General features: G+C 65.2%; 23 protein-coding genes. 7 read left to right on the forward strand and 16 right to left on the reverse strand.

Annotated elements, in window-relative coordinates; all coding sequences use genetic code 11:
- The 8 genes from Q0W90_RS13805 to Q0W90_RS13840 form a co-directional block, all read right to left on the reverse strand.
- Window positions 1–313 (reverse strand): TetR/AcrR family transcriptional regulator (locus tag Q0W90_RS13805; protein WP_297774894.1); only part of this gene is annotated, 313 nt, incomplete at its 3' end.
- Between the two features lie 21 nt (window positions 314–334).
- Window positions 335–1513: a lipid-transfer protein gene (locus Q0W90_RS13810; RefSeq protein WP_297774895.1), complete on the reverse strand. Its 1179-nt coding sequence runs from the start codon at window positions 1511–1513 to the stop codon at window positions 335–337.
- Window positions 1510–1962 carry a MaoC family dehydratase gene (locus Q0W90_RS13815; protein WP_297700968.1) on the reverse strand — a complete coding sequence of 151 codons (453 nt, stop codon included), beginning with the start codon at window positions 1960–1962 and terminating at the stop codon, window positions 1510–1512. Before Q0W90_RS13815 ends, Q0W90_RS13810 begins: the two co-directional genes overlap by 4 nt.
- A complete protein-coding gene (locus Q0W90_RS13820; protein ID WP_297602266.1) occupies window positions 1959–3068 on the reverse strand; it encodes an acyl-CoA dehydrogenase family protein in 1110 nt (369 codons plus the stop codon). Before Q0W90_RS13820 ends, Q0W90_RS13815 begins: the two co-directional genes overlap by 4 nt.
- Before the next feature lie 21 nt (window positions 3069–3089).
- Complete coding sequence (locus Q0W90_RS13825; protein WP_297602268.1) at window positions 3090–3503, reverse strand: Zn-ribbon domain-containing OB-fold protein; 414 nt, start codon at window positions 3501–3503, stop codon at window positions 3090–3092.
- Entirely contained in the window at window positions 3503–4054 is a 552-nt protein-coding gene (locus Q0W90_RS13830) for a MaoC family dehydratase N-terminal domain-containing protein (RefSeq protein ID WP_297602270.1), read from the reverse strand. The genes Q0W90_RS13825 and Q0W90_RS13830 overlap by 1 nt, the downstream gene beginning before the upstream one ends.
- Entirely contained in the window at window positions 4051–5256 is a 1206-nt protein-coding gene (locus Q0W90_RS13835) for an acyl-CoA dehydrogenase family protein (protein WP_297774896.1), read from the reverse strand. Before Q0W90_RS13835 ends, Q0W90_RS13830 begins: the two co-directional genes overlap by 4 nt.
- Window positions 5256–6428, reverse strand: a complete 1173-nt coding sequence (locus Q0W90_RS13840; RefSeq protein ID WP_297599394.1) for a cytochrome P450 — start codon at window positions 6426–6428, stop codon at window positions 5256–5258. The genes Q0W90_RS13835 and Q0W90_RS13840 overlap by 1 nt, the downstream gene beginning before the upstream one ends.
- A gap of 260 nt (window positions 6429–6688) precedes the next feature.
- On the opposite strand from Q0W90_RS13840, the gene Q0W90_RS13845 reads away from it, so the two are divergent.
- Window positions 6689–8149 carry an aldehyde dehydrogenase family protein gene (locus tag Q0W90_RS13845; protein ID WP_297599382.1) on the forward strand — a complete coding sequence of 487 codons (1461 nt, stop codon included), beginning with the start codon at window positions 6689–6691 and terminating at the stop codon, window positions 8147–8149.
- Window positions 8146–10545: a CoA transferase gene (locus Q0W90_RS13850; protein WP_297599383.1), complete on the forward strand. Its 2400-nt coding sequence runs from the start codon at window positions 8146–8148 to the stop codon at window positions 10543–10545. The genes Q0W90_RS13845 and Q0W90_RS13850 overlap by 4 nt, the downstream gene beginning before the upstream one ends.
- Before the next feature lie 45 nt (window positions 10546–10590).
- On the opposite strand, the gene Q0W90_RS13855 is transcribed toward Q0W90_RS13850, so the two are convergent.
- The 3 genes from Q0W90_RS13855 to Q0W90_RS13865 form a co-directional block, all read right to left on the reverse strand.
- Window positions 10591–11067: a MaoC family dehydratase gene (locus Q0W90_RS13855; protein ID WP_297599384.1), complete on the reverse strand. Its 477-nt coding sequence runs from the start codon at window positions 11065–11067 to the stop codon at window positions 10591–10593.
- A complete protein-coding gene (locus tag Q0W90_RS13860; protein WP_297599385.1) occupies window positions 11064–12257 on the reverse strand; it encodes an amidohydrolase family protein in 1194 nt (397 codons plus the stop codon). The genes Q0W90_RS13855 and Q0W90_RS13860 overlap by 4 nt, the downstream gene beginning before the upstream one ends.
- 101 nt (window positions 12258–12358) lie before the next feature.
- On the reverse strand, window positions 12359–12988 hold the full coding sequence (locus tag Q0W90_RS13865) for a cysteine hydrolase (protein WP_297599386.1): 630 nt from the start codon (window positions 12986–12988) through the stop codon (window positions 12359–12361).
- A 50-nt stretch (window positions 12989–13038) separates the two neighbouring features.
- Between Q0W90_RS13865 and Q0W90_RS13870 the strand changes: the two genes are divergently transcribed.
- Window positions 13039–13485: a nuclear transport factor 2 family protein gene (locus Q0W90_RS13870; protein ID WP_297599387.1), complete on the forward strand. Its 447-nt coding sequence runs from the start codon at window positions 13039–13041 to the stop codon at window positions 13483–13485.
- A 7-nt stretch (window positions 13486–13492) separates the two neighbouring features.
- On the opposite strand, the gene Q0W90_RS13875 is transcribed toward Q0W90_RS13870, so the two are convergent.
- Genes Q0W90_RS13875 through Q0W90_RS13885 form a run of 3 tightly spaced genes read right to left on the reverse strand, consistent with a single transcriptional unit; the run spans window position 13493 to window position 15685 of the window.
- Window positions 13493–14395 carry a TIGR03619 family F420-dependent LLM class oxidoreductase gene (locus tag Q0W90_RS13875; RefSeq protein ID WP_297774897.1) on the reverse strand — a complete coding sequence of 301 codons (903 nt, stop codon included), beginning with the start codon at window positions 14393–14395 and terminating at the stop codon, window positions 13493–13495.
- Window positions 14392–15507, reverse strand: coding sequence for an acyl-CoA dehydrogenase family protein (locus Q0W90_RS13880; RefSeq protein ID WP_297700759.1), 1116 nt, complete (start codon window positions 15505–15507; stop codon window positions 14392–14394). The genes Q0W90_RS13875 and Q0W90_RS13880 overlap by 4 nt, the downstream gene beginning before the upstream one ends.
- Window positions 15494–15685 (reverse strand): hypothetical protein, encoded by a 192-nt coding sequence (locus Q0W90_RS13885; protein WP_297599390.1) that lies wholly within the window; start codon window positions 15683–15685, stop codon window positions 15494–15496. The genes Q0W90_RS13880 and Q0W90_RS13885 overlap by 14 nt, the downstream gene beginning before the upstream one ends.
- Before the next feature lie 161 nt (window positions 15686–15846).
- On the opposite strand from Q0W90_RS13885, the gene Q0W90_RS13890 reads away from it, so the two are divergent.
- From Q0W90_RS13890 to Q0W90_RS13905, 4 genes are read left to right on the forward strand one after another with little or no spacing between them, the layout of a single operon-like run.
- The gene (locus Q0W90_RS13890; RefSeq protein WP_297774898.1) at window positions 15847–17043 is read left to right on the forward strand and encodes an amidohydrolase family protein; all 1197 of its coding nucleotides are present in this window, start codon (window positions 15847–15849) and stop codon (window positions 17041–17043) included.
- A 7-nt stretch (window positions 17044–17050) separates the two neighbouring features.
- Window positions 17051–18031, forward strand: a complete 981-nt coding sequence (locus Q0W90_RS13895; protein WP_297774899.1) for an acyl-CoA dehydrogenase family protein — start codon at window positions 17051–17053, stop codon at window positions 18029–18031.
- Window positions 18028–19230, forward strand: coding sequence for an acyl-CoA dehydrogenase family protein (locus Q0W90_RS13900; RefSeq protein ID WP_297774900.1), 1203 nt, complete (start codon window positions 18028–18030; stop codon window positions 19228–19230). Before Q0W90_RS13895 ends, Q0W90_RS13900 begins: the two co-directional genes overlap by 4 nt.
- The gene (locus Q0W90_RS13905) at window positions 19227–20786 is read left to right on the forward strand and encodes an AMP-binding protein (protein WP_297774901.1); all 1560 of its coding nucleotides are present in this window, start codon (window positions 19227–19229) and stop codon (window positions 20784–20786) included. The genes Q0W90_RS13900 and Q0W90_RS13905 overlap by 4 nt, the downstream gene beginning before the upstream one ends.
- A 23-nt stretch (window positions 20787–20809) precedes the next feature.
- Here the strand turns inward: Q0W90_RS13905 and Q0W90_RS13910 are convergent, their stop codons facing one another.
- Window positions 20810–21994, reverse strand: a complete 1185-nt coding sequence (locus Q0W90_RS13910; protein ID WP_297600405.1) for an amidohydrolase family protein — start codon at window positions 21992–21994, stop codon at window positions 20810–20812.
- Window positions 21995–22059: 65 nt separating this feature from the next.
- Window positions 22060–22818, reverse strand: a complete 759-nt coding sequence (locus Q0W90_RS13915; RefSeq protein ID WP_297600397.1) for an SDR family oxidoreductase — start codon at window positions 22816–22818, stop codon at window positions 22060–22062.
- Window positions 22819–22834 lie beyond the last annotated feature (16 nt).

The raw sequence follows: 22834 nt of genomic DNA on the forward strand, positions 1-22834 counted from the left end.
ACTCGGGCTCCACCACCCGGCGGGCTTGAGTGACGAAAACACTTGCCCGGACCAGTTTTTCCTCCAAGGTGCTACCGCCGTGGCGGTCGATGGCCTTGGCCAGCCTGCGATAGAAACCCTGAGACGCCGCCTCCGCGCAGGACTCGACGATCGTCTCCTTGTCCCGGAAGTACTCGTAGAAGGTGCTCCTGGACACTGCTGCGGCGCGTGCGATGTCGACGATCGTCGTCTTGCGCAACCCTTGCGTTCGGAAGCACGCGAAGGCGGCCGAGATGAGCACCTCACGTGTGTCGACCGCCGTCGCGTGCGTCATCGGGCCCGTCGCTTTCGGTGCTCAGCAATCGGGCGCGAGGATCAGACCGCTTGTCGGAACGCCCGTTCCCGATGTGACGAGTACGTGCTCGACGTTGTCCACCTGATTGTGGGACGTACCGCGCACCTGGCGGACACCTTCGGTGATGCCGTTCATGCCGTGGATGTAGGCCTCGCCGAGCAGTCCGCCGTTGGTATTGATCGGCATGCGGCCGCCCAGCGACAACTCGTCGATCGAGACGAAATCTTTGGCTTCCCCGCGACCGCAGAACCCCAGTTCTTCAAGTTGCGTGAAGACGAAGGGTGTGAAGTGGTCGTAGAGGAACGCCGTCGAAATGTCTTGCGGTTTGAGGCCGGAATCCCGCCACAGCTTGTCGCCGACGACACCCATCTCGGGCAGGCCCGTGATCTCCTCGCGGTAGTAGCTGGTCATCACCTCGCCGTCGTAGGCGGCGCCCTGCGCGGCGGCCGTGATGACGGCGGGCGGCTTGGCCAGGTCTCGCGCTCGTTCGACGCTCGTCACCACCATGGCGACGCCGCCGTCGCTTTCCTGACAGCAGTCGAGCAACCTCAGCACCGGCTCGATGATCCACCGCGATTGTTGGTGCTGCTCAATGGTTATCGGCTTCTCGTAGAACCAGGCGTCGGGGTTCTTCGCGGCATGTTTGCGGTCGATGACGGAGATCTTGCCGAAATCGGCATTTGTGACGCCGTATGTGGTCATGTAGCGCTGAGCGTGCAACGCGACCCAGGCGGCCGGCGTCATGAAGCCGAACGGCGCATAGGGGGCCATCCACAACGGCGTCACGCCCGCCTGACGACCGGCGCCGCCGAACCGAAATCCGGAGCGCTCGTTGAACGCGCGGTAGCACACCACCGCCTCGGCCACGCCCGTCGCGACCGCCATCGCCGCCTGCATCACCGTTCCCGCGGCCGCCCCACCGCCGTGCGGGACCCTGGTGAAGAAGCTCAGGTCCCGGATCCCGACATTGCGGGCGACCTCGATCTCCTCGTTGTCGTCGACGCTGAAGGTGACCATGCCGTCGATGTCGGCGGGCCGAAGGCCGGCGTCGTCGATCGCGGCTTTGACCGCCTCGCAGGCGAGCTGCATCTCACTGCGGCCCGATTCCTTGGAGAACTCGGTTTGGCCGATCCCGACGAGCGCGGCCTTGCCGCCAATACCGCCCGAGCCGTCGCTCATGCATCCACACCTTCGAGGAGGCTGAGCACCGCGGTTCCGGAGACGTGGTCGCCGAGGCTGTTGGTGCCCTTGAAGGTGACTTCGATGAATCCTTCGCCGTCGGCCGACGATTTGTCCGTGACGGATCCCGTGAAACGCATCGGGTCATTCGGGTATGCCGGAACGCCGAGACGAATGGATAATTTCTTGACCATCGCCTCGGGGCCCGCCCAGTCGTGAAGGAACTTCACGCACAGCCCGTTGGTGGTCAGGATATTCAGGAAGATGTCCTTGGATCCTTGGGAATTCGCAAAGTCGCGGTCGTGGTGGACCGGCATATAGTCGCGGGATGCGATGGCACCGGCGACGATCAGCGTGGTGGTCACCGGAACGTCCATCGGGGTGACTTCGTCGCCCACGTTGATGGAATTCCAGGCGAGCGTGGTGGTGCGGTCGACGGTGGAGGTCATTTGCTTCCTTTCGGGTATGCGGCACCGAGGCGGGCGAGTTGTTGGGGGGACGAGCCGAGAGTGAGCTCGATCTGCTTGGCCCACAGGAAATATCGGTGTAGCGGGTAGGTGACGTCGATGCCCATGCCGCCGTGGACCTGTTGGGCCGAAGCGACGACCCGCGCTCCGGCTTCGGCCGCCCAGAATTTGGCGATCGCGGCTTCGCGGACCGCGGGTCGGCCCTCCGCGATCAGCCACGCCGCGTGCCAGGTGGTCCACCGAATCGCCTCGACGTCGATGAACGCGTCGGCCAGCCGCTGCTGCACGGCCTGGAATGAGCCGATCGGCCTGCCGAACTGCTCGCGTTGGCTGGTGTAGGAGGCGGCGATCTTCAGTGCGCGTTCGGTCACGCCGACCTGCATGGCGCATAAGCCGACGAGCGCCCTGGTGTACAGCGAGCCGACGGCGTCCGCACTACCGGTCCCATTGAGCCGGCGTCCGGTAGCGCCGGCGAGCTCGATGTCGGCATGGGGTTCACCGTTGGTGGTGCTCGCCGGTGAGACGATGACGCCGTCGGTCGCCGTCTCGACGACGAACAAGCCCGGGCCATCGTCGGCCTGTGCCGAAACCACTACGGCGTCGGCAAGCTGCGCCGCGGGCACGAGCTCCTTGGCGCCGATCAGGGTCCAGGCGTCGCCGTCAGCCCGCGCGGTGGTGCGTGGCGCGGTCGGATCGGAATTTCCCGGTTCGGCGAGTGCGGCGGTCAGGATGGTGCTTCCGTCCACCACTTTCGGGAGGTACCGCTGCTGTATGGCCGAGTCACCGTGCCGCGCAATCGTATCCGCGCCCAGCACCAAGGTCGCATAGACGGGGACCGGTGCGACGCCCCAACCGACCTCGGCGAGTAGCACGCCGAGGTCGAGGAAGCTGCCACCGCTGCCGCCGACGGATTCGGGTAGCGCGATGCCCAGCAAGTCCGACGACGCCAGCTCACGCCACAGCGCCGGGTCGTGGCGAATTTCGGCCGATTCCAGGTCGGTGAGATGTTCGGCGGTGGCGCGGTGGTCGAAGAGCTGCCGGGCGACCTTGCCGACGGTCTCTTGTTCTTCGGTGAAGGAAAAGTCCATGTTCGCTTGATGCCTCGTGTGTCAGCGTGCGGGCCGGAATTGGTGCAGCACCAGATCGTCCCCGCTCGGGATTGCTTCGAATTTCTCGTAGAAGACCTCGACGGGCAGACCGACCTCGATGGCCGCGGGCTCGATGCCGCACAGGTTCGACACGATGCGCACACCTTCGTCGAGCTCGATCAGTGCCACCACATACGGGTACTCAAGGAAGGGCAGCGGCGGGTACTGTGGCATCACGAAGCTGTAAACCGTTCCGCACCCGGATGATTCGATGGAGTCCCAGCTGAGTGACTGGCAGTTTCCGCACATCGGACGGGGCGGCACGCGCAACGTCTTGCAGTCGGTGCATCGCTGGATGAGCAGCTTGTGGTCCTTGAGGCCCGACCAGAAGAATTCGGTGTCCGGGCTGATCGATGGGGCAAGTCTGGTGGCCATCAGCTTCCTGTCTTGAATCGCAGCGTGCGGAACCATTGGCGGCCGATGACTTCGCCGTTCTGATCGCGGTAGGTGGTCACCCACGTGACGAAGAATCCTTTGCCCATCGCCGTCGTCTTCTCGTCGGATATCGAGTCGAAGGCGGTCTCAGCGGTGATCTCGTCACCGACGCGGGGATAGCGTTCGATTTCGAACTCAGAGTTCGTCGCGATGATGCCGGTGTAGCCCGCGTCGGAGAGGAATTGCAGCGGGTTCTTCTTGATTTCGATCGGCACGCCGCCGCGTTCATGGATGCCGGTGAGCTTGGGTGGAGGCATCGTCCAGCTCTGGAGCATCACCGGCGGGGAAACCAGGGCGCCGTAGCGGGAGTTCTCCGCGAACTCGGCATCGAGGTAGGCGGGATTCATGTCGTCCAACGCGTAGGCCCAGTGCCGGATCATCGCGGCATTCACCGGATCGGGGGCGCGGGAGGGCCTGCCGACTCCGTCGGTGGGCGTCCCGATGAGCGCATCGAGGCGCTCGCGCAGGTCGTCTTTCGTTATCTCGGTCACGGCTTGGAGCTTCCTTTCTCCGATGCGGCCCGCATGTCCCGGGGAGCGCGCGGCATCCCGAGACCGGCCATGGCGATGATGTCGCGTTGAAGTTCGTTGGCTCCGCCGCCGAATGTGTTGATGACCGCCAGGCGGTATGCGCTCTCCAGCTCGCCCTTGAGCGGTGCCGCCGAGCCCTTGCGCACACCGGCCTGTCCCACCACCTCAAGCAGTTCGCGGGCGACCTGTTGGGTGAGCTCGGTGCCGAATACCTTTGCCGCGGAAGCCTCGCCCATCCCGAGCGCACCGGAGCTCATCGTCGCGTTCACGCGCAGGTTCAGCAACCGGTAGGCGGCGACTTGCGCTTCCACCCGGGCCAGGGCCTGCTGCACCCAGGGCTGGTCGATGACCGTGCCGCCGTCGAGCGGTGTCGTCGATGCCCATTTCAGCGTCTTGGTGAACAACGGCTCTAGGGCACCGAGATTGCCGAGGGCGGCGCGTTCCAGGTTGAGCTGGTTCGTCACGAGCGTCCAACCCTGGTTTTCGCCGAGCACGATGGCGCTCTCGGGTACCCGGACGTCATCGTAGAACGTGTAGTACGTGGAGACCCCCGGCATGGTGTGCAGCGGCTTCCAGGAGAATCCGGGTGAGTCGGTCGGGACGATGAGCAGGGTGATTCCCTTGTGTTTCTTGACAGTTGGATCGGTGCGCGCCGCCAGCCAGATGTAGTCGGCGAACTCCGCGCCGCTGGTGAACATCTTCGAACCGTTGATGACGAATTCGTCGCCGTCGCGTACCGCGGTGGTACGCAACGACGCGAGGTCGCTACCGGCGCCCGGCTCCGAGTAGCCGATCGCGAAATCAACGGTGCCCTTGAGGATTGCGGGGAGAAACTTGGCCTTCTGCTCGTCGGTGCCGTACTGAATGAGCGTGGGGCCCACCGTGTTGAGAGTGACGAACGGCAACGGGGCGTTGACCCTGCGCGCTTCCTCCGAGAAAATGTACTGTTCCAGCGCGGTCAGCCCACCGCCGCCGTATTCGACTGGCCAGGCGACCCCGAGCAGCCCGGCATCGCCGAGAGCGCGCCGGCATTCGGTCATCGCGGCGCCGCCCTCGGTGAGGTTGGCAACGGCGGCGCGGCGCTCTGGGGTCATCACCGCCTCGAGGCGGGACCGGTAATCCTTTCGGAGCTGCTCCTGTTCTGGCGTGTAGTCGAAGTCCATCAGTGAGAAGCTCCCAGTCGAACCGGCATGCGTTTGACACCGGGCACCATGGTGGCGCGAAGCCGTGACACGTCACCGGTGAGCTCGATCGTCGGAAACGTACCCAGCAGCACCTCAAACATCACCCTGGCTTCCAGCCGGGCGAGCTGCGCACCGAGGCAAGCGTGCTCACCGGCCCCGAAGGCGATGTGCGGATTGGGATTACGGGTGATATCGAACTCTTCGCAGGTGGGCCCGAAGATCTCTTCGTCGCGGTTGGCGGCGCCGTAGAGCATCACCACGGTGTCGCCGGCCTTGATCTGCTGGCCGCGGATCTCGACGTCCTCGGTGGCGCGGCGGGCCATGTGGGTGACCGGGCTGGTGTAGCGCAGCATCTCCTCGACCGCGCTGGGGAGCAGCGACGGGTTCGATCGCAGCAGCGCGAACTGGTCGGGGTGGTCGATCAGGGCCAAGGTGCCCAATGCGATGAGGTTGCGGGTCGTTTCGTTGCCGGCTACCAACAGCAAGAAGGAGAAGTTGAGCAGATCCGCGTCGGTGAGTCGCTCGCCGTCGACCTCCGCCGCGGCCAGGATGCTCAACAGGTCGTCCTGCCCGCTGACCTCACCGGAGCGCCGCGCGGCGATGAGCTTGGTGAAGTATTCGTACAGCTCGCCGAGCGCGACGATCGAGTCCAGTTCGATGTCTGGGTCTGCAGTGCCAACCGCCGCGTCCGACCATGCGCGGAACTGCTCCCAGTCTTCGGGCGGGGCACCCAGCATCTCGGCGATCATCCGCGTGGGAAGCGGTGCGGCGATCTCCTCCGCGAATTCGTACTCCCGCGACGGGTCGACACTGTCCACGATCCCCTTCACGATCTGGCGCACTTTGGGCTCGAGCAACTGCACCTGGCGGCGGCTGAAGCCGGAGTTGATGAGCTTGCGAAGCTGACGGTGACGGGGGGGATCGGTGAAGATCAGGTTTCCCTCCTGAACGGGTTCAGGCTGGGTGGGATCCGGGATCGTGATGCCTTTCGTCGACGAGAAGATCAGCGGGTGGCCCGAAACGTAGCGGACGTCCTCGTACTTCAATAACGCCCAGAAGTTCGTCACGTCGTTCCACACGACCGGCGTTGTGTTGCGAAGTTCCCGGTAGATCGGGTAGGGATCGCCGGCGTAGAAGTCCGGTGAGTGCAAGGGAACAGTCGTAGTGGGCACAGCAGGCCTTCCTTGGCAACACGGAGAGCTCGTCAGACATATTAATCAAGAATGTCCGTTCTCGAAGCTGTCTACAGCACGGCGAGATCATCTGTCAATCACGGCATATTTGGCTAAAAGTATTGTCAATTAGTCGTTGACGGCGTTGCGGTCGGCGTGTACACACAGGTTGAGTATGTAAGTTCTTGAGGGCGTAGCCCGCGCCGCTCGATGAGCATGCAGTCAGGAAGGCAGGCAGGATGGCTGGGTCGCGTTCGCTGCTCGACGCTTACGGGCACTACATCGGCGGCCAATGGATCGACCCGGACAGTGGGCGCTACGACGTCGTCAACCCCGCCACCGAGACCGTGCTCGAAACCGCGCCCGACGCGAGCGTGGCCCAGGTCCAGCAGGCGGTCGCGGCAGCGAGGTCGGCGTTCGACACGGGCCCATGGCCCGCGGCCGAGCCCGCCGAACGGGCCCGATGCCTGCAACAGCTCAGCGACGCGTTGATGACCCGGGGTGAGGAGATCTATGCCCTCGCGCAGGCCGAATGGGGCTGTTCGGCAAACGAGCGGCTGATTCACGTCGACGGCCCGGCGTTCATGGTCGGTCATGCCGCCGAGCTCGCCACGGAGCCCGCCGAGGCGCCGATGGACGCGTGGGGTGCCGCGGGCACGACGCTGTTGCGCTACGAACCGCTCGGTGTGGTGGCGGCCATGACGCCGTGGAACTTCCCGCACACCCTCAACGTCATGAAGCTGGGCGCAGCGCTCGCGGCGGGAAATACGCTGGTACTGAAGCCTTCGCCGCTGACACCGCTGGCGGGGCTCGCCCTCGCGCGGATCATCGACGAAGACACGGACATTCCGGCCGGCGTCGTCAACGTGGTGACGCCGACCGGCGTCGAGGCCAGCAGAAGCCTGACCCTGGACCCCAGGGTCGACATGGTGAGCTTCACCGGCAGCTCTGCAGTCGGGCGCGATGTGATGGCGGGCGCCGCGACCACGATGAAGCGCGTTCTGCTGGAGTGCGGAGGCAAGTCGGCGACCATCCTGCTGCCCGACGTCGACATCAGCGACGAACTGTTGGAGCGGCTGCTGTTCGAGGGATGCACGATGCATGCCGGTCAAGCCTGCATTCTCAACAGCAGGTTGCTACTTCCCGATGCGCTCCACGACGAGGTGGTGGACCGGCTTGCCGAGCTGTCCCGCGCGGTCGTGATCGGCGATCCCGTCGATCCGGAAGTCACCATGGGACCGTTGATCAGCCGCGAGCACCTGGACCGTGTCGAGGGATTCGTCAAACGCGCCGAAGCCGACGGCGCAACCGTGGCGGCCGGAGGCGCCCGTCCAAAGGATCTGAGCAGCGGTTTCTACTTCGAGCCAACGATACTCACCGATGCATCCGCCGATTCGTACATCGCGCAGGAGGAGGTGTTCGGCCCCGTGCTGACCGTGTTGCGGTACCGCGACGACGACGATGCGGTGGCCATCGCCAACAATTCGTCCTACGGGCTCGGTGGTGCGGTGTGGGGGACCGACGTCGATCGTGCGGTGGCCATCGCCCGCCGGATCAGGACCGGGCAGGTATCGATCAACGGCACGATTCCCGGAGACGCACCGTTTGGGGGCTTCAAGCAGAGCGGAATCGGCCGGGAGGGCGGTGTGATGGGGCTGCGGGCCTACATGGAACCCAAAGCGATCGGGGTGCCTGCGTGACCGGATCGCTGGCGGGCCTGCGTGTCATCGAGCTGGCCTCCGAGATCGCTGGCCCCTATTGCACGAAGCTTCTGGTGGATCTCGGCGCCGACGTCTGCAAGATCGAGCCCCCGTCGGGCGACCCGCTGCGTCGCTGGGGTCCGTTTCCTTCGGGGCGTCCTGATCCGGAGCGAAGCGGGTTGTTTGAGTACTTGAACGCCGGAAAGCGTGGTGTCAGGCTCGATTTCGCGCAGGAAGGCGACATCGCCGCGGCGCACGACATGATCTCTCAGGCGGATGTTCTTGTCGAGGACCTGCCGGCGGGCGCCCCTGAGCGCCGAGCGTGGGGCTTGGACGCGGACACGCTTGCCCGGATCAACCCGAACCTTGTCGTGGTGCGAGTCTCGAGCTTCGGTCAGCAAGGGCCACTGCGCGACCGGGCCACGACACCGCTGACCCTGCAGGCGGCGGCGGGTTGGATCAATGTGCGTGAGCCCGGCCGAGCGCCGGTGCAGGCCGGTGCCCGGATCCCGGAGTACATCGCGGGCGGATATGCGGCTCTCGGCGCGCTGACGGCACTGCGAATCGCCACGGCCGAAGCGAACCGGCCGGTCGAGGTGGACGTCTCGATGTTCGAGTCGCTGTTATCGACGCTGCCCTATCCCATGCTGATGGCTGCGCGCCTGAAAAGCCTTGGCCTGCCGACGAATTCCAAAGCCGCGCCGATGCTGGGTATTGTGCACGCCGCCGACGGGTGGATCGGAATCAACTGCCTGACAGGCCAGCACTGGCTGGACGTGTGCGCAATGGTCGGCCTGCCCGAGTTCGGCGACGATCAGCTCGCGATCATGCTCGGTGGCCCCGAGCGCGACGAGTTCTTCGCCAAGGCCCAGCCCTTCCTCGAATCGATGTCCGTTGCCGACCTGGTCGAATTGAGCCAGGCCATGCGAATACCCGCGGCGCCGATCACCGAAGGTGACACCATCCTGGAGTGTCCGCAGTATGCGGAACGAGGATATTTCGTCGCGTCGGCTCCTGAAGCATGGCGATTCACCAGACCGGGGGCGCCGTTCCGGCTTTCGAAGACCCCCGTCCCGCCGGCATTGCCTGCTCCGATCATCCGAGCGGATGCGCGGGTCACCTGGAGTGAGCGCGATGCCCCCCGCTCGAAGGGCGACGACGTCGTCGACGTCTCTCTGCCGTTCGCCGGGTTGAAGGTGTTCGACCTGAGCACTTTCTGGGCGGGCGCGTATCTGACGTGCTACCTCGGTGCGTTCGGTGCCGACGTGATCAAGGTCGAATCCATTCAGCGCCCCGACGGACATCGCTACTCGGGCTCACTTCTGCGTGAAGGCGACGACTGGTACGAGCGTGGGCCGCTGTGGCAGGGAACCAATCTCAACAAGCGCGACATCACGCTGGATCTCACCTCTGCCGTCGGTCGTGAGCTGGCGCTGCGGCTGGCCGCGGAAGCCGATGTGGTGGTGGAGAACTTTTCGCCACGCGTGGTCGAGCACTTCGGCCTGGACTACGACTCGATCGCGCGCGTCAATCCGGGCGTGATCATGGTGCGGATGCCCGGATTCGGGCTGGAGGGGCCGTGGCGCGACTACGTGGGCTGGGCGCTGAACATCGAACAGGTATCGGGCATGTCGGCCGCGACCGGTTACGCGGACGGCCCACCGTGCAACCTGCAGGGACCCGCCGACCCCATTGCCGGCGTCCACGCATGCGTCGCGCTGCTGGCCGCCCTCGAGCACCGGCGGTCCACCGGCGAGGGGCAGCTGATCGAAGCCGCGCAAATCGAGGTTGGTGCGGCGGTGACCGCCGAACCCGTCATCGAATACTCGTTGACGGGCTCGGTGCGGGCACGTGAGGGAAACCGCCACCGCGAATACGCCCAGGGTGTCTACGCGACCAGCAACGTCGACGAGTGGGTCGCGCTCTCGGTGCGCGATGACGCTGACTGGCTTGCGATACTGGACGCGACTGACCGTCCTGACCTGCGTGACGACCCGAGGTTTGCCACTGCGAAAGCGCGCCGGGAAAACCACGACGAATTCGACGGGCTACTGACGGATTGGACACGCGGGCGACCCGCCGACGAGATCGTGGCGACGCTGGGCCGCCATGGCGTGCCCGCCGAGCGGCTGCTCACCGCCGATCAGATGTATGACGTCGAGCAGCTCGACGCACGCGGCTTCTACCAGGATCTGGACCATCCGATCACCGGCCGACATCGGTTTCCGGGCTGGCCGTTTCGCATCTCGCCGGGACCCGCACACCAGCACCGGACCGCGGCCCCGACGCTGGGACAGCACAACGCCGAGGTGCTTGGGGCGCTTGGCCTTTCCGATCAGGAGATTGCCGCGCTCTGCGAACAACGAATCATCGGGCACCGCGTGCTGAACGGTTAGTCGGCGAACTCCGCCGTTCGCAAAGCCACCACCTTCGCCGTTGAATCAGGCGTCGACCATCGCGGCGATCGTGTCGACGACGCACGCCGGCCGGTCGTTGCCTTCGACTTCGACGGTGACACGCACGGTGGCCCGACCCCCTTTGTCGCTGCGCTCCACCTTCAGCAGTTCGGCCCCCGCCCTGATGCGGGAGTCCACCGGGACCGGCGCGGGGAACCTTAGCTTGTCTGAGCCGTAGTTCACCTGCATCGCCAGCCCGGTCACTCGGTAAATCTGTTGCACGAGAATGGGTACCAGCGACAACGTCAGATAGCCGTGCGCGATGGTCTTGCCGTAGGGGCCGGCGGCCGCCTTCTGAGGATCGACGTGGATCCATTGATGGTCACCGGTCGCCTCGGCGAACAAATTGATTTCCTTCTGAGTGACCCGGTGCCAGTCGCTGAAACCGAGGTGCTCGCCGACGTGAGTCTCGAAGTCGGCGATTCCGTCGTATTCCTTCGGAGATTTGGGCGCCTGGGTCATGCCGGGACCTTGAGCCCCAACTGCTCAATAGCGTTGCCGCCCATGATCTTCACCTTGGCGGTCTCCGAGACGCCGTCCAGTCGGTCGACAAAGCTCAGTGGGTCACCGATGCCCTCGGGATGCGGGAAATCTGAGCCGAACATCACGTGGTCCTCACCCATGATGTCGATGATTCCCTGGAGGTCGTCTTCGAGGAACGGGTGGATGTAGATATTGCGCTTGAACACCTCGACCGGATGCTCGTCGAACTCTTTGGGCATGATCTTGTACGCGGTGTTGAGCTGTTCAAGCAGATTTCGCACCCAACCGCTGCCGTTCTCGACGCAGAAGATCTTCAGATCGGGAAAGCGCGACAGCGCGCCGTGGCAGATCATCGCGGCCAGGGTGTCCTCGATGGCGCGGTGGCCCATTACGACCTCGCGCAGCGCACTCGGTTTGAAGGACAGGTACTCGTCGCCGCCCTCCCACTCCATGAGGTGCTTTTGGTAGCCGCTGTCCGAGGCGTGCATGGTGACCGGCATGTCGGCCTTCACGACCTCCTCCCAGAACGGGTCGAACTCGGGTAGGCCCATCGAGCGCGAACCGCCGAACCGGCTGGGCACGGGTGCGGGCCGCACCAGGAACGTCTTCATGCCGCGCTCAAGGCCCCAGTGGAATTCCCTGATGGCTTCGTCCACCAGCGGCAGGCAGATGACGGGGGTCGCGAAGATCCGGTCCTGGTAGTTGAACGTCCAGTGCTCGTGCATCCACTCGTTGAGCGCGTGAATGATCGCGTGCGTGAGGATGACGTCGTCGGTGGTGCGTTCTTCGATGAGGCTGGCCAAGGTCGGGTACATCACACATTGGTCGATGCCGAGCTCGTTCATCAGCTCCAGTCGGGGACCGGGCGCCTGATATGCGGGAATGACATCCATTGCCTCGCCGATGAATTCGCGAAAGTTGAGCCCTTCGGGATTGTTGCCCAGGAAGTAATCCTCGGCGCTACCCGGCTTGGCGACGCGCGCGAAGGTCGGGTTGGGGATCATATGGCTGATGTGGTCCTTGACGACGAGCTTGGGCCGGCCATTGACCTCGACGTAACCGACCTTTCCGCGGTGCTCCTTCGGCAGGTATTTCGTGAGCGCGTCCGTCGTCTCGTACATGTGGTTGTCGATATCGAAAACCGGGTACGGCAATGAACGGGAAGACATTGAACTTTCCTCCTGGAGCAGCGAATATCATCATTTACGCTATATGAGAATGACGTTATCATCATCGCTTCGCAACATCCAGGTCGGGGTAGCCCCGACGCTCAGCCCAATGCATTCCAGGCGTCGACCACCGAGCTCGATGAGGTCACCGTGGCGAGCAGGGACAGCGTGTTGTCGACGAGCGAATCGGCGTACTCCCGCGGGTACCCGCTCACCGCGTCCCGCGGCAAGACGAACTGATAGCCGCGATTGACGGCGTCCATGACGAAATTCGTGATCGCGACGTTGACCGAAACCCCCACCCCCACAATCGTCTTGATACCCAGGTTGCGAAGCACGGAGTCGAGATCGGTACCGCACATCGGGCCGACACCGTGGGTGCGGGTGAGGATGAGGTCGGTATCGTGCGGGCCGAACTCGGGCAGCACCGAGGCGCCCGCGCTACCCGGCGTGAGGTCGACCTCAAAGGACTTGCCCGCCGCGAACAGCCGGGCGTTCGTGTTGGACCCCCGACCGTCGGCGCGCCGTTGGACCAGACAATGCACGACCGTGACCCCGGCCGGCCTGGCGGCGTCGAGCAGCTTGGCGATGTTGGGAATGGCATCGCGGCGCGCTTCCTCGGCGAGCAATGGGAGGCCCGCCTGTGGCCCTATCACCCCGCCCTGGCACTCCTGGGTCACGAGCGCGGTGGTGGCGGGATCGAGCAGGGCATGAAGGCTGGGTTGTGGCATGAGAATAGACGTTATCGTGTGCTGGAACTCAATTTCCACGAGGAGGTCCCATGGATGTTTGGGAGCTTGAAGTACGGGAGTCGGTGCGGCAGACGTTGGCCGACTACACCGCCGCTACCGATCGATTCGATCTCCACGCGCTGGCGGGATGCTTCTGCGACGAGGGCGTGTTGGAATTCACCGGCGGTGCCGAGCCGTTGACGGGGCCCACGCAAATCGAGGCCGGCCTCGCCGCGGCGATGACGCGACCTCTGCAATCGGGGCAGCCGACACGGCAGGCGCCGACTCACGTCCGCCACCACGTCTCGAGCATCAGGTTCGCATCGGTGTCCCGCGACAGGGCCGAGGTCAGCAGCTATTTTGCCGTTCACACTGACATCGGGCCCGACCACTGGGGACGCTACCGCGATGTGCTCGTCCCCGTGAACGGCCGGTGGCTGTTTGCCCATCGCCGGATCGGCGTTGATGCATTCGCCGCCAACAGCCTGATGGCCTGACGGCACGTCACCCCGTGATGAATTCCCTGGCGAAGGCGCGCGAACGGTCGATGAGTTCAGCCCTGTCCGCACCCGGCGGCGCGATGGTGAGCCAGGTGACCCCGGCCGCAGCGAGCCTGTCGATGGTCGTGTGACGTTCGTCGTTTGATCTGGTGTCGTCCAGCAGGTTTCCCGCCGAAAAGCAGATGTCCAGCGGTGCGGTGCGGCCAATTTCGGCCGCGTACTGTTTGGCCCAGTCGATGGCCAGCTGCAACTCATCGATCGTCGAAATCTCCGCGGTGCGTGACGCCGCGGCGTAACCGAACGTATTGAACGGCGCCCATCCCTGGGCGCGCGATACCGCCCGGCGAACGGCTGACTTGCTGTTGCCTCCGACCCACACCGGTGGGGGCGTAGCCGGCAGCGGGCGCAGTCGAACGCCACGCGCTGCGAAGGATGTTCCTTCGTAGGCGATGTCCTCACCCGTGAGCACCTTGTCCAGCACGTCGAGCGCCTCGTCGAGCAGAGCGCCGCGGGTGTCGAAATCTATTCCGAGGGCTTTGAATTCGGGCTTGAGGTAACCCGCGGCGGTCCCGAGGATGAGCCGCCCTTTCGACAGCGTCGCCAGGCTTTGAATCGATTTGGCGCCGAGAAACGGGTTGCGGTAGGCGGCGATATAGACATTGGTCAGCAGCTTGACGTCGGTGGTCGCGGCGGCGGCGAACGCCAACGCGACGAACGGGTCGAGGGCGTGGTGGCCCCCGTGGTCGAGCCACTTCCCGTCGGGAGCGGGGTGGTCGGTGACGTGGACTGCCGCGAACCCGCTCGCCTCGGCCACGCGTGCGATGTCGGTGATGGCTTCGGCGGTTACGAACTCATCGACTGCCTCCACACGCTGGGTGGGCAGTTCGAGGGAGAAGGAGACGGTCACAAGGGTCCTTTCACTTCGGAGACGAGCGTGGCCAGACGCTGGGCGTGGTAGTCGGGGTCGCCGAAGATCAACTGGGTGGCCTTGGCGCGTCGGACGAACAAGTGGGCGTCGTGTTCCCAGGTGAAGCCGATGCCGCCGTGGATGCGCATGTTGTCGAGTGCAACCTGCAGGAGAGCCTCCGAACACACCATTTTCGCGATCGACGCGGCGGTCGGGAGGTCATCGGTGCCGGCCACGTCCGCCGCATGCGACGCGGCCGAGCGCGCACCCTCCACCTGAACCAACATGTCTGCGCACCGATGCTTGACCGCTTGGAAGCTGCCGATGGGCCGACCGAACTGAATTCGATTCTTGGCGTAGTCGACGGCCATGTCGAGGCAGCGTTGCGCTGCGCCGACCTGTTCGGCGGTTAGCGCGATGAGGGCGAGGTCCGATGTGCGCGCAAGGAAACTCGCGGCACCGCCGTCCGCTCCGATCAGGTCTGCTGGTGCGCCGTCGAACTGCACCCGAGCCATTTTGCGGGTGCGGTCGAGTCCGGCCAACGGCGTGCGACGAAGTCCCCGTGACCCGGCGCGTACCGCGAACAACGAGATGCCCGCGGTCGTACTAGCCGCCGCCAGGACGACATCCGCGGTGTGACCGTCGATCACGAGCGGTGCCGCACCGTGGATCCGATAACCGGCGCTGTCGCGGTCAGCCCTCAACGTCACGTCACGGGGATCCCACGCGCGGAGTTGGCCGTTGAGGATCAGCGTCGCGGTGCTAGAGCCGTCGACGAACCCGGGAATGAACTGCTCCACCGCCGCGTCGTCGTCGCTGGCCAGAACGGCCTGTGTCGCCAGCCCCACGGTGGCGAAAAACGGGGAACACAACAGCGCGCGTCCCATTTCCTCGAAGACCACCGCGAGTTCGGCCACACCGGCGCCGGCCCCACCCCACTGCTCGGGCACGGCGATGCCGTGCAGGCCCAACTCGCCGGCCATCCGGTGCCACGACGCCTCGTCGTACCCGGCGTCCGTCGCCATCAGCTTGCGCACGGTCTCGCTGGGCGACGTGGCGGTCAGGTAGTCGCGGACGACGCTGCGAAGGTTGTCGACCTCAGTTGCCGGCACGCGCGGCCTCCAATGCCGGTACGAGGACGTCCTCCGTCTCGCGCCGGTCGGCGACGAGCCTGACGCTTGCCGTCGCGGACGTCGGGCCGAAGCGCATCACGGCCGCTGCGGGAAGCATATTGCCCAGCAAGGCAATCCGGAGGCCCATCGGTGCCCATCCGATCGTGTTGCCGGTCACCGATTTTGATGGGTTCATGTCTTCCTTGTGCGGTCGCGGCGGACGCCGGCGCCGCTGACTCCGGGCGCCCGGTTATCCCGCCCGGGATAGCCCTTGCCGGATCAGGATAGTATGTTTTGTGAAAATAGAGAATAATCATTCTCGCCTGAAGGAGCGAAGCGGTGACGACGAAACTCGACTACGGCATCTTTGACTGCGACACCCACTGCTACGAGACGAGGGATGCGTTCACCCGTTATCTGCCGGAGGAGTTTCTGGACCGGGCGATCACCACCGTGCGCGGGGCGGACGGCGTCGAGGTGATCCTTGCGGGACGTCGGGTCGCCACGTTCAACAGCGAAGGCGGACTGGGGCTCGATGTCGCTTACCGGCCGGGCTCGCTCAAGGAGATGCTCAGGCAAATGGGATCGGGCAACCCTGAGGAGTCCTACGAGCCGCAACCCATGCAACCGGAGTTCATCGAGCGTGCCGCACGTCTCGCCGTCATGGCGGACCAGAACATCGAGCGTATGGTCATCTATCCGAGCGGTATGGCCCTGGCCGCCGAACACTACGTCGATGACACGGCGGCACTGTATGCCAACCTTCGCTCATTCAACCGATGGTTTGACGAAGAGTGGGGTTTTAACTACCAGGATAAGATCTTTGCGACGGCGCTGATGTCGTTGCGCGACTTGGATTCTGCGATCGCCGAGACGGAGGCGATCATCGCGCAGGGTGCAAAATTCGTGCTGCTGCCAACTGGGCCGGCCTACGGTCGATCACCCGGGGACCCGTACTTCGACCCCATTTACGCACGCTTGCAGGAGGCCGGCTGCATCCTGGTGTTCCACATCATGCCGTTCTGGTACTTCACTGCGATCTCGCCCGCCTGGGGACAGAACTCCGACCCCGCTTCTTGGCACATGTCGGCGTGGCAGTGGATGAACGCCTACGGCCAGCGACCCATCGAGGAGACGTTGTCCGCGCTCATCTTCGACAACGTCTTCGGTCGCTTCCCGGGCCTGAACGCCCTTGTCGCCGAGCACGGGGCGGAATGGGTGCCGTTCTTCGTCAAACATATGGACAAGAGCCGTGGCATGGGACGCAACGGTCCCTGGATCGGTGGGAAGCTGACGGAGCGGCCGTCGGCAATTTTCCGTCGCCATGTCCGCGTCGTGCCGTACCCCGAGGATGACATCCCGGCGATCGTCGCGGGCTTGGGATACGACGACTGCTTGGTAATGGGCTCGGACTACCCGCACGCCGAAGGCCTGGCCGTGCCGGCCGAATTCGCCAAGCTGCTCGACCCGCTCGACGACGCCGCCAAGAGGCGAATCATGCGCGACAATGCCGACCAGCTGCTCACCCGGAGTTAGCAGCGGCATGGCAGACCAGGACTCAGCCGCCGTCGACCTCGACCTGCTGAGGGCGTCGGCGCGGCAGTTTCTGGCCGAACGCGGCGAGAAGGCATCCGTCAAGGACCTCGCGGCGATGGACTGGACCGGACTGCTCGTCGATGAGGTGATGGGCGGTGCGGGACGGCGTCCGGTCGAAACGTGTGTCGTCGCCGAGGAACTCGGACGAGCGAACGACAGGTCGGCGTGGTTCGGAACCACGATGGCCGCCGCGGCGCTCTCCTCGGCGCCCGACGAAGTACGGGAACAGTTGCTGCCCGGCCTGCTTGCCGGCACGACGGCGGCGGGCGTCGCCGTCGTCACCGACTTCGCCGACTCCGCACGGATCATTCGCGGCGATGGGATTGACATCGTAGTTCTTTTGGGGCGCAACGGAATTCATCTGCTGCGCGACCTGGATCCTGCGCGGTTGGTACTGGACGGTGATCTGCTCGACGTCACCCGAACGGTATGGCGTATCGATCTCACGGAAGGGCCCAGCGCCTTGATCGGACCACCCGAGCGGGCCGAGGAGCTGATGGCCGTGGCGCGGCTGCTCGTTTCCGCCGACTCCGTGGGTGCAACGTCGATGACCCTTGAACGGCTGACGGCATACCTGCGGGAGCGGGTCGCCTTCGGGGCGCCGATCGCGAGTTTCCAAGCGATTCAGCACCGGCTCGTCGAGCTGTTGGTTTTCGAGGTCAAGGCACGGGCCGTCGTCTTGAGGGCGGCGCGTGCGATCGCCGCTGCCGACGCGCGGGCGCCCGTGCTGACGGCGGCGGCGGCGCACGCCTTCGTCGCGGCGAAAGCCGCAGCCGCCGTGGACGAGTGCATGCAACTATCGGGCGGCATCGGATTCACCTGGGAGTACCCGCTGCACCACGAACTGCGTCGTGTCTTCACCAACGGTCAGCTGATGGGCACGGCGCGGTCGAGTCGGGCGCTGCTGGCGGAGGTCTGCGGCTGGTGAGCGTTTTCGGAAACCGGCCCACCGAGGCGCAGCTGACCGAATTCAGGAATCGGGTCAGGGCGCACATCGTCGAACACGCACCGGCGATCGAGGCGCGTGAAGGCCATCGAGCCCCTGAGACCGCCGAACAGGAAGCCCTGCTGCGCACCTGGTTCGCCGGGCTGTTCGAAGCGGGCTTCGTCGGCGCGGACTGGCCGGTCGAATACGGCGGTGGCGGCGATTACCACCCGCTGCACGACCGCATCGTGAGTGAGGAGATTCTGCGCGCCCGCGCGCCGCGCCCGGTGGACCAGGTGAACCTGGCCGCCCATGTGCTCCTGCACTTCGGATCTGACGAACAGAAACGAACGCTGCTGCCACCGATCCGGCGCAGCGAACATGTCTGGTGCCAGTTGCTCAGCGAGCCCGACGCCGGCAGTGACATCGCCGGAGTGCGCACCCGCGGTGCGCAGCAAGTTGATGGAACTTGGCTGATCGACGGGCAGAAGACCTGGATCACCGACGGCCACTGGGCCGACATGGGCCTCGCCCTGATCCGCACCGATCCGGCATCGTCGCGCCACCACGGCCTGTCGGTGTTCACCGTGCCGCTCTCGGCGGACGGCGTCGAGGTTCGTCCGATCCGCACGATCGGTGATGCGATCGAGGTCAATGAGGTCTTCCTCACCGGGGTCAGGCTTGGTGCCGACAGCCTGATCGGCGAGGCGGGCGAAGGCTGGTCGATCATCATGGCGGGCCTGGACTTTGAGCGATTCGGCATCGGCGGGAACGTCATCTTGCTGGAACTGCTCATCGACGATCTGGTGGTGCTGGCCCGGCACGCACATATCGACGGCGTGCCCGCGTTGGAATGCGGCGACGTCCGCCAGGAGGTCGCCGAGTTGGCCGTGGAGGTCGAAGTGGCCAAGGCATTCATCGACGATCACGTGGAGCGGCTGACATCAGGTGACGAACAAGCGGGTGACGGGTCGATTGCCAAGTTGAGCTTTGCCGAGACGTACCACCGGGTCGCGGCCTACGGCGCGGAGTTGGCCGCGTCCGCGACGGTAGCCGGGGTGGCGGACCATGAATTACAGAACGCCAAACAACGGTTGCGTGAATGCTGGCTGTGGTCGCGCGCCTACACGATATCGGGCGGCAGCTCGGAGATGATGCGCAATATTCTTGCCAAGCGCCGACTGCACCTGCCGAGCCGGTGACCCCGCAACCCGCCGTGCAGACGTACTGGTCCCTGGTCGAGACCGCCGCGCGAGCGCACCCCGACCGGGTGGTCCTCGCGGATGACTATGGGCGCAGCCTGTCCTGCGCGCAGCTGCGGGACTCCGCACTGACCTGTGCAGCGGCGCTCGCGCAGCGGGGGATCGGTGCGGGCACCGTGGTGTCGTGGCAACTGCCGACCACGCTGGAGACGATGGTCGTCATGACGGCGTTGACGCGCCTTGGCGCGGTCCAGAACCCGGTACTGCCGATTTGGCGGGAAAGCGAACTGCGTTTCGTGACAGCGCAACTCGCGACCGAGGTCATCGTCGTTCCGGGATTGTGGCGCGGCTTCGACCATACCGCGCTCGCGCGTCAACTCGCGGGTGAGCGGGCGATGACGGTCGTGGTCATCGACCACGGCGCGCCCGTCACCGACGCGCTTCGGTTGCCTGTGGGTGATCCGGGGACGCTACCTCCGCCGCCACGTGGCGACGAGGACCCGCGGTGGATCTACTATTCGTCGGGTACGACGGCGGCACCCAAGGGTGCGCGCCACTGCGACCGCTCGGTCATCGCCGGCTCAGCCGGGGTCATCGGGATCGTCGGGGCCTCCAGTAGCGACGTCAACCCGATCGCATTCCCGGTTTCGCACATCGGGGGCGCTGCCATGCTCGCCGCCGGCCTGCTTACCGGCATGAAGTTGGTGCTGTTCGACGCCTTCGACCCGGATGAGACGCCCTTTGCCATCGCGGCGCACCGCCCGACTCTGCTGGGCAGCGCGACGCCCTTCTTCGTCGCCTTCATGGCGGCACAGGCGAAGCGTGGTGACCAACCGCTCTACCCGGAGCTGCGTGGCTGCGTCGGTGGCGGCGCTCCGATCACCCCCGAGCTGGGACGCCAAGTGCGGCAGGTATTTTCCGTGGACGGTGTGGCGAACGCGTGGGGCCTGACCGAATTTCCGGTCGCCACCTCTCAGGCGCCGAACGGCCCTGCGGACCTGCTGGATCACACCGTTGGCAAACCGGTGCCGGGCGTGACGATCCGGGTCGTCGACGAAGCGGACCAGCAGGTCCCGCATGGAGCGGAAGGGGAGTTGCGGCTCAAGGGGCCGCAATGCTTCCTCGGCTACGTCGATGCGTCTCTGGATGCCCACGCGTTCGACGCCGAAGGATGGTTTCGCACAGGAGATCTGGGCCGCGTCGACGACGACGGCAACGTCGTGGTCACCGGCCGCATCAAGGATGCGATCATCCGCAATGCGGAGAACATCTCCGCGCTCGAAGTCGAGGGAGTGCTGGCGAGCCACCCGGCGGTGGCCGACGTCGCGGTCATCGGCGTGCCCGATGAGCGGACCGGCGAGCGCGTGTGCGCCGTCGTCGTCGTCGCGCGGCCAGGCGCGGCGGTGACGCTCTCGTCGATCTTCGAACACTGTCAAGCGCGAGGGCTGAGCAAGCACAAGACGCCCGAACGGCTCGAAATCGTTGATGCCCTGCCGCGTAACCTCACCGGCAAGGTGCTCAAGACCGAATTACGGGCCTGGTTTGGGAGCCGGTGACCGTTGCGCTTCGTCGACCTCGGCTAGAAGCCGATCAGCTCCTTGAGGTTGCCACCCATCACCCGTGCGGTGGTGACCGCAGGGAGGTCTGCGAGTTCCTTGACGAAGTCCGCGGGGTGGGCCAGTCCCTCGGGATGCGGGTAGTCCGATCCGAACATCACCCGATTCGCACCAAGAATCTCGACAAGGTGCGACATGTCCTCCTCGTGAAACGGGTTGACCCACACATGCCTGCGGAAGACATCGCAAGGGTGCTCGTTGAACTCCCGAGGCTTTTTGCGGTACACCCGATCGAACACATCCATCAGGCGCGGAGCCCACGAGCCACCGTTCTCGACGACGCCGATACGCAGTCCGGGGAACCGCTCGAACACGCCGTGTGCGATGAACGCCGCGAGTGTGTCGAAGATGTGGCGGCTCTCCTCGTAGATAAAGCCGCGGAACTTCGTCAGCTGGAACCCTTGGAACTCTTCGCCGCCCTCCCAGTCGGAGAGATAGCGGTCGTAACCGGCGTCGGAGTTGTGCATTTGGACCGAGATTCCCGACGACTCGACCAGCCGCCAGAAGTCGTCGAACTCGGGCAGTGCGGGCGAGCGCGAAGTGCCGTCTTCCCGCGGCACTGGCGCCGGCCGGATCAGCACCGTCCTAGCGCCGTTGTCCAGGCACCACTCGAGCTCTTGGACGCCCTTCGCGGAATCGTTGAGCGAGATCGCCGGGACTGCGAAGATGCGGTTCTGATAGTTGAACGTCCAGTCGTCGAGCAGCCAGCGGTTGAACGCGTGGGTGACCGCGTGGGTGAGCTCGGTGTCGGATCTCGTCCGTTCCTCGAGCATGCCCGCGGTGGTTGGGAACATCACTGCGCCGTCGACACCCTGGCGGTCCATCAACGCCAGGCGCAGGTCGGGATGCCGAAATTCGTCGGGGCAGCGGATCGGGTCGGCGAGTTCCCGCAGCGTCTTGCCCTCCGGGTTGATCCCGCGGTAGTAGTCGGCCCACGCGCCCGGGGTGGGAATCACTTCGTAGGTCGGGTTCGGAATGCACTCGGTGACGACGCCGAGGATCTGCAGCTTCTTGCGGCCGTTGACGTCGATGAACTTCAGCGCCTCGGCGTATTTCTCCGGCAGATACCGCGTGTAGGCGTCGATGGTCTCGTACATGTGGTTGTCGGCGTCCCACACCTCGAACGCTTTGTCGTCGCTCACCAGCACCTCCAGCATGTGTGAGAATATCGATTCTCGATCATAGCGAACGGTTGTATCTGCGGCGAACCGGCTCAGAGGTTCATGAAATGGCCGCCATCGACGCCGAGGGTCTGCCCGGTGATGTAGCGAGCGGCGGGTCCGACGAGACAGGTGACGGCCGAGCCGATATCGCGTTCGGGGTCTCCGATGCGCCCCAGCGGTATTCGGCGGGCCAGCCTTTCCTCCATTGCTGGATCGGCCTTGATCGCTGCGGTCATCGCGGGTGAATACGCCAGCGGTGAAACCACATTGACCGTGATGCCGTAAGGGGCCCACTCCCGCGCGAGGCCCTTGGCGAAGCCGCGTAAAGCCCCCTTCATCGTTGCGTAGAGGGGCAGCGTCGCACTGCCTTCGACGCCGGCAGGTGAGGTCATGACGAGGAATGTTCCGCCCCGCTGCTGCAAAGCGGGGAAGGCGGAAACCGCGCAGTGATGGGCTCCACGGAGCGACACCGCGTAGTGGTCCACCCACACCGCACGATCGACATCGGCCAGTTGGTGCGGCCGGCTCGACGCGTTGCTCGTGGCGTTGTGGATCACGGCATCGAGCCGCCCGGTGGTCGCTAGGGCCAGATCGATTGCGCCGGCAACCGCTTCAGGGTCGGTCACATCGCAGCGTGCCCATGTCGCACCGTGCCCCCGCGCGGTGATTTCATCGGCGACGGCAGACCCCGCCTCGGACCGACTGGCGACGATGACGTGCGCTCCGTTCGCGGCGAGAGCCAGGGCAATGCCTCGGCCGACGCCGGCGCTCGAACCCGTCACCAGTGCCGTGAGACCATGCAGGCTCATGGCAGCATCACCGACC

The sequence above is a fragment of the Mycobacterium sp. genome, assembly GCF_025933915.1.
GTDB lineage: Bacteria > Actinomycetota > Actinomycetes > Mycobacteriales > Mycobacteriaceae > Mycobacterium.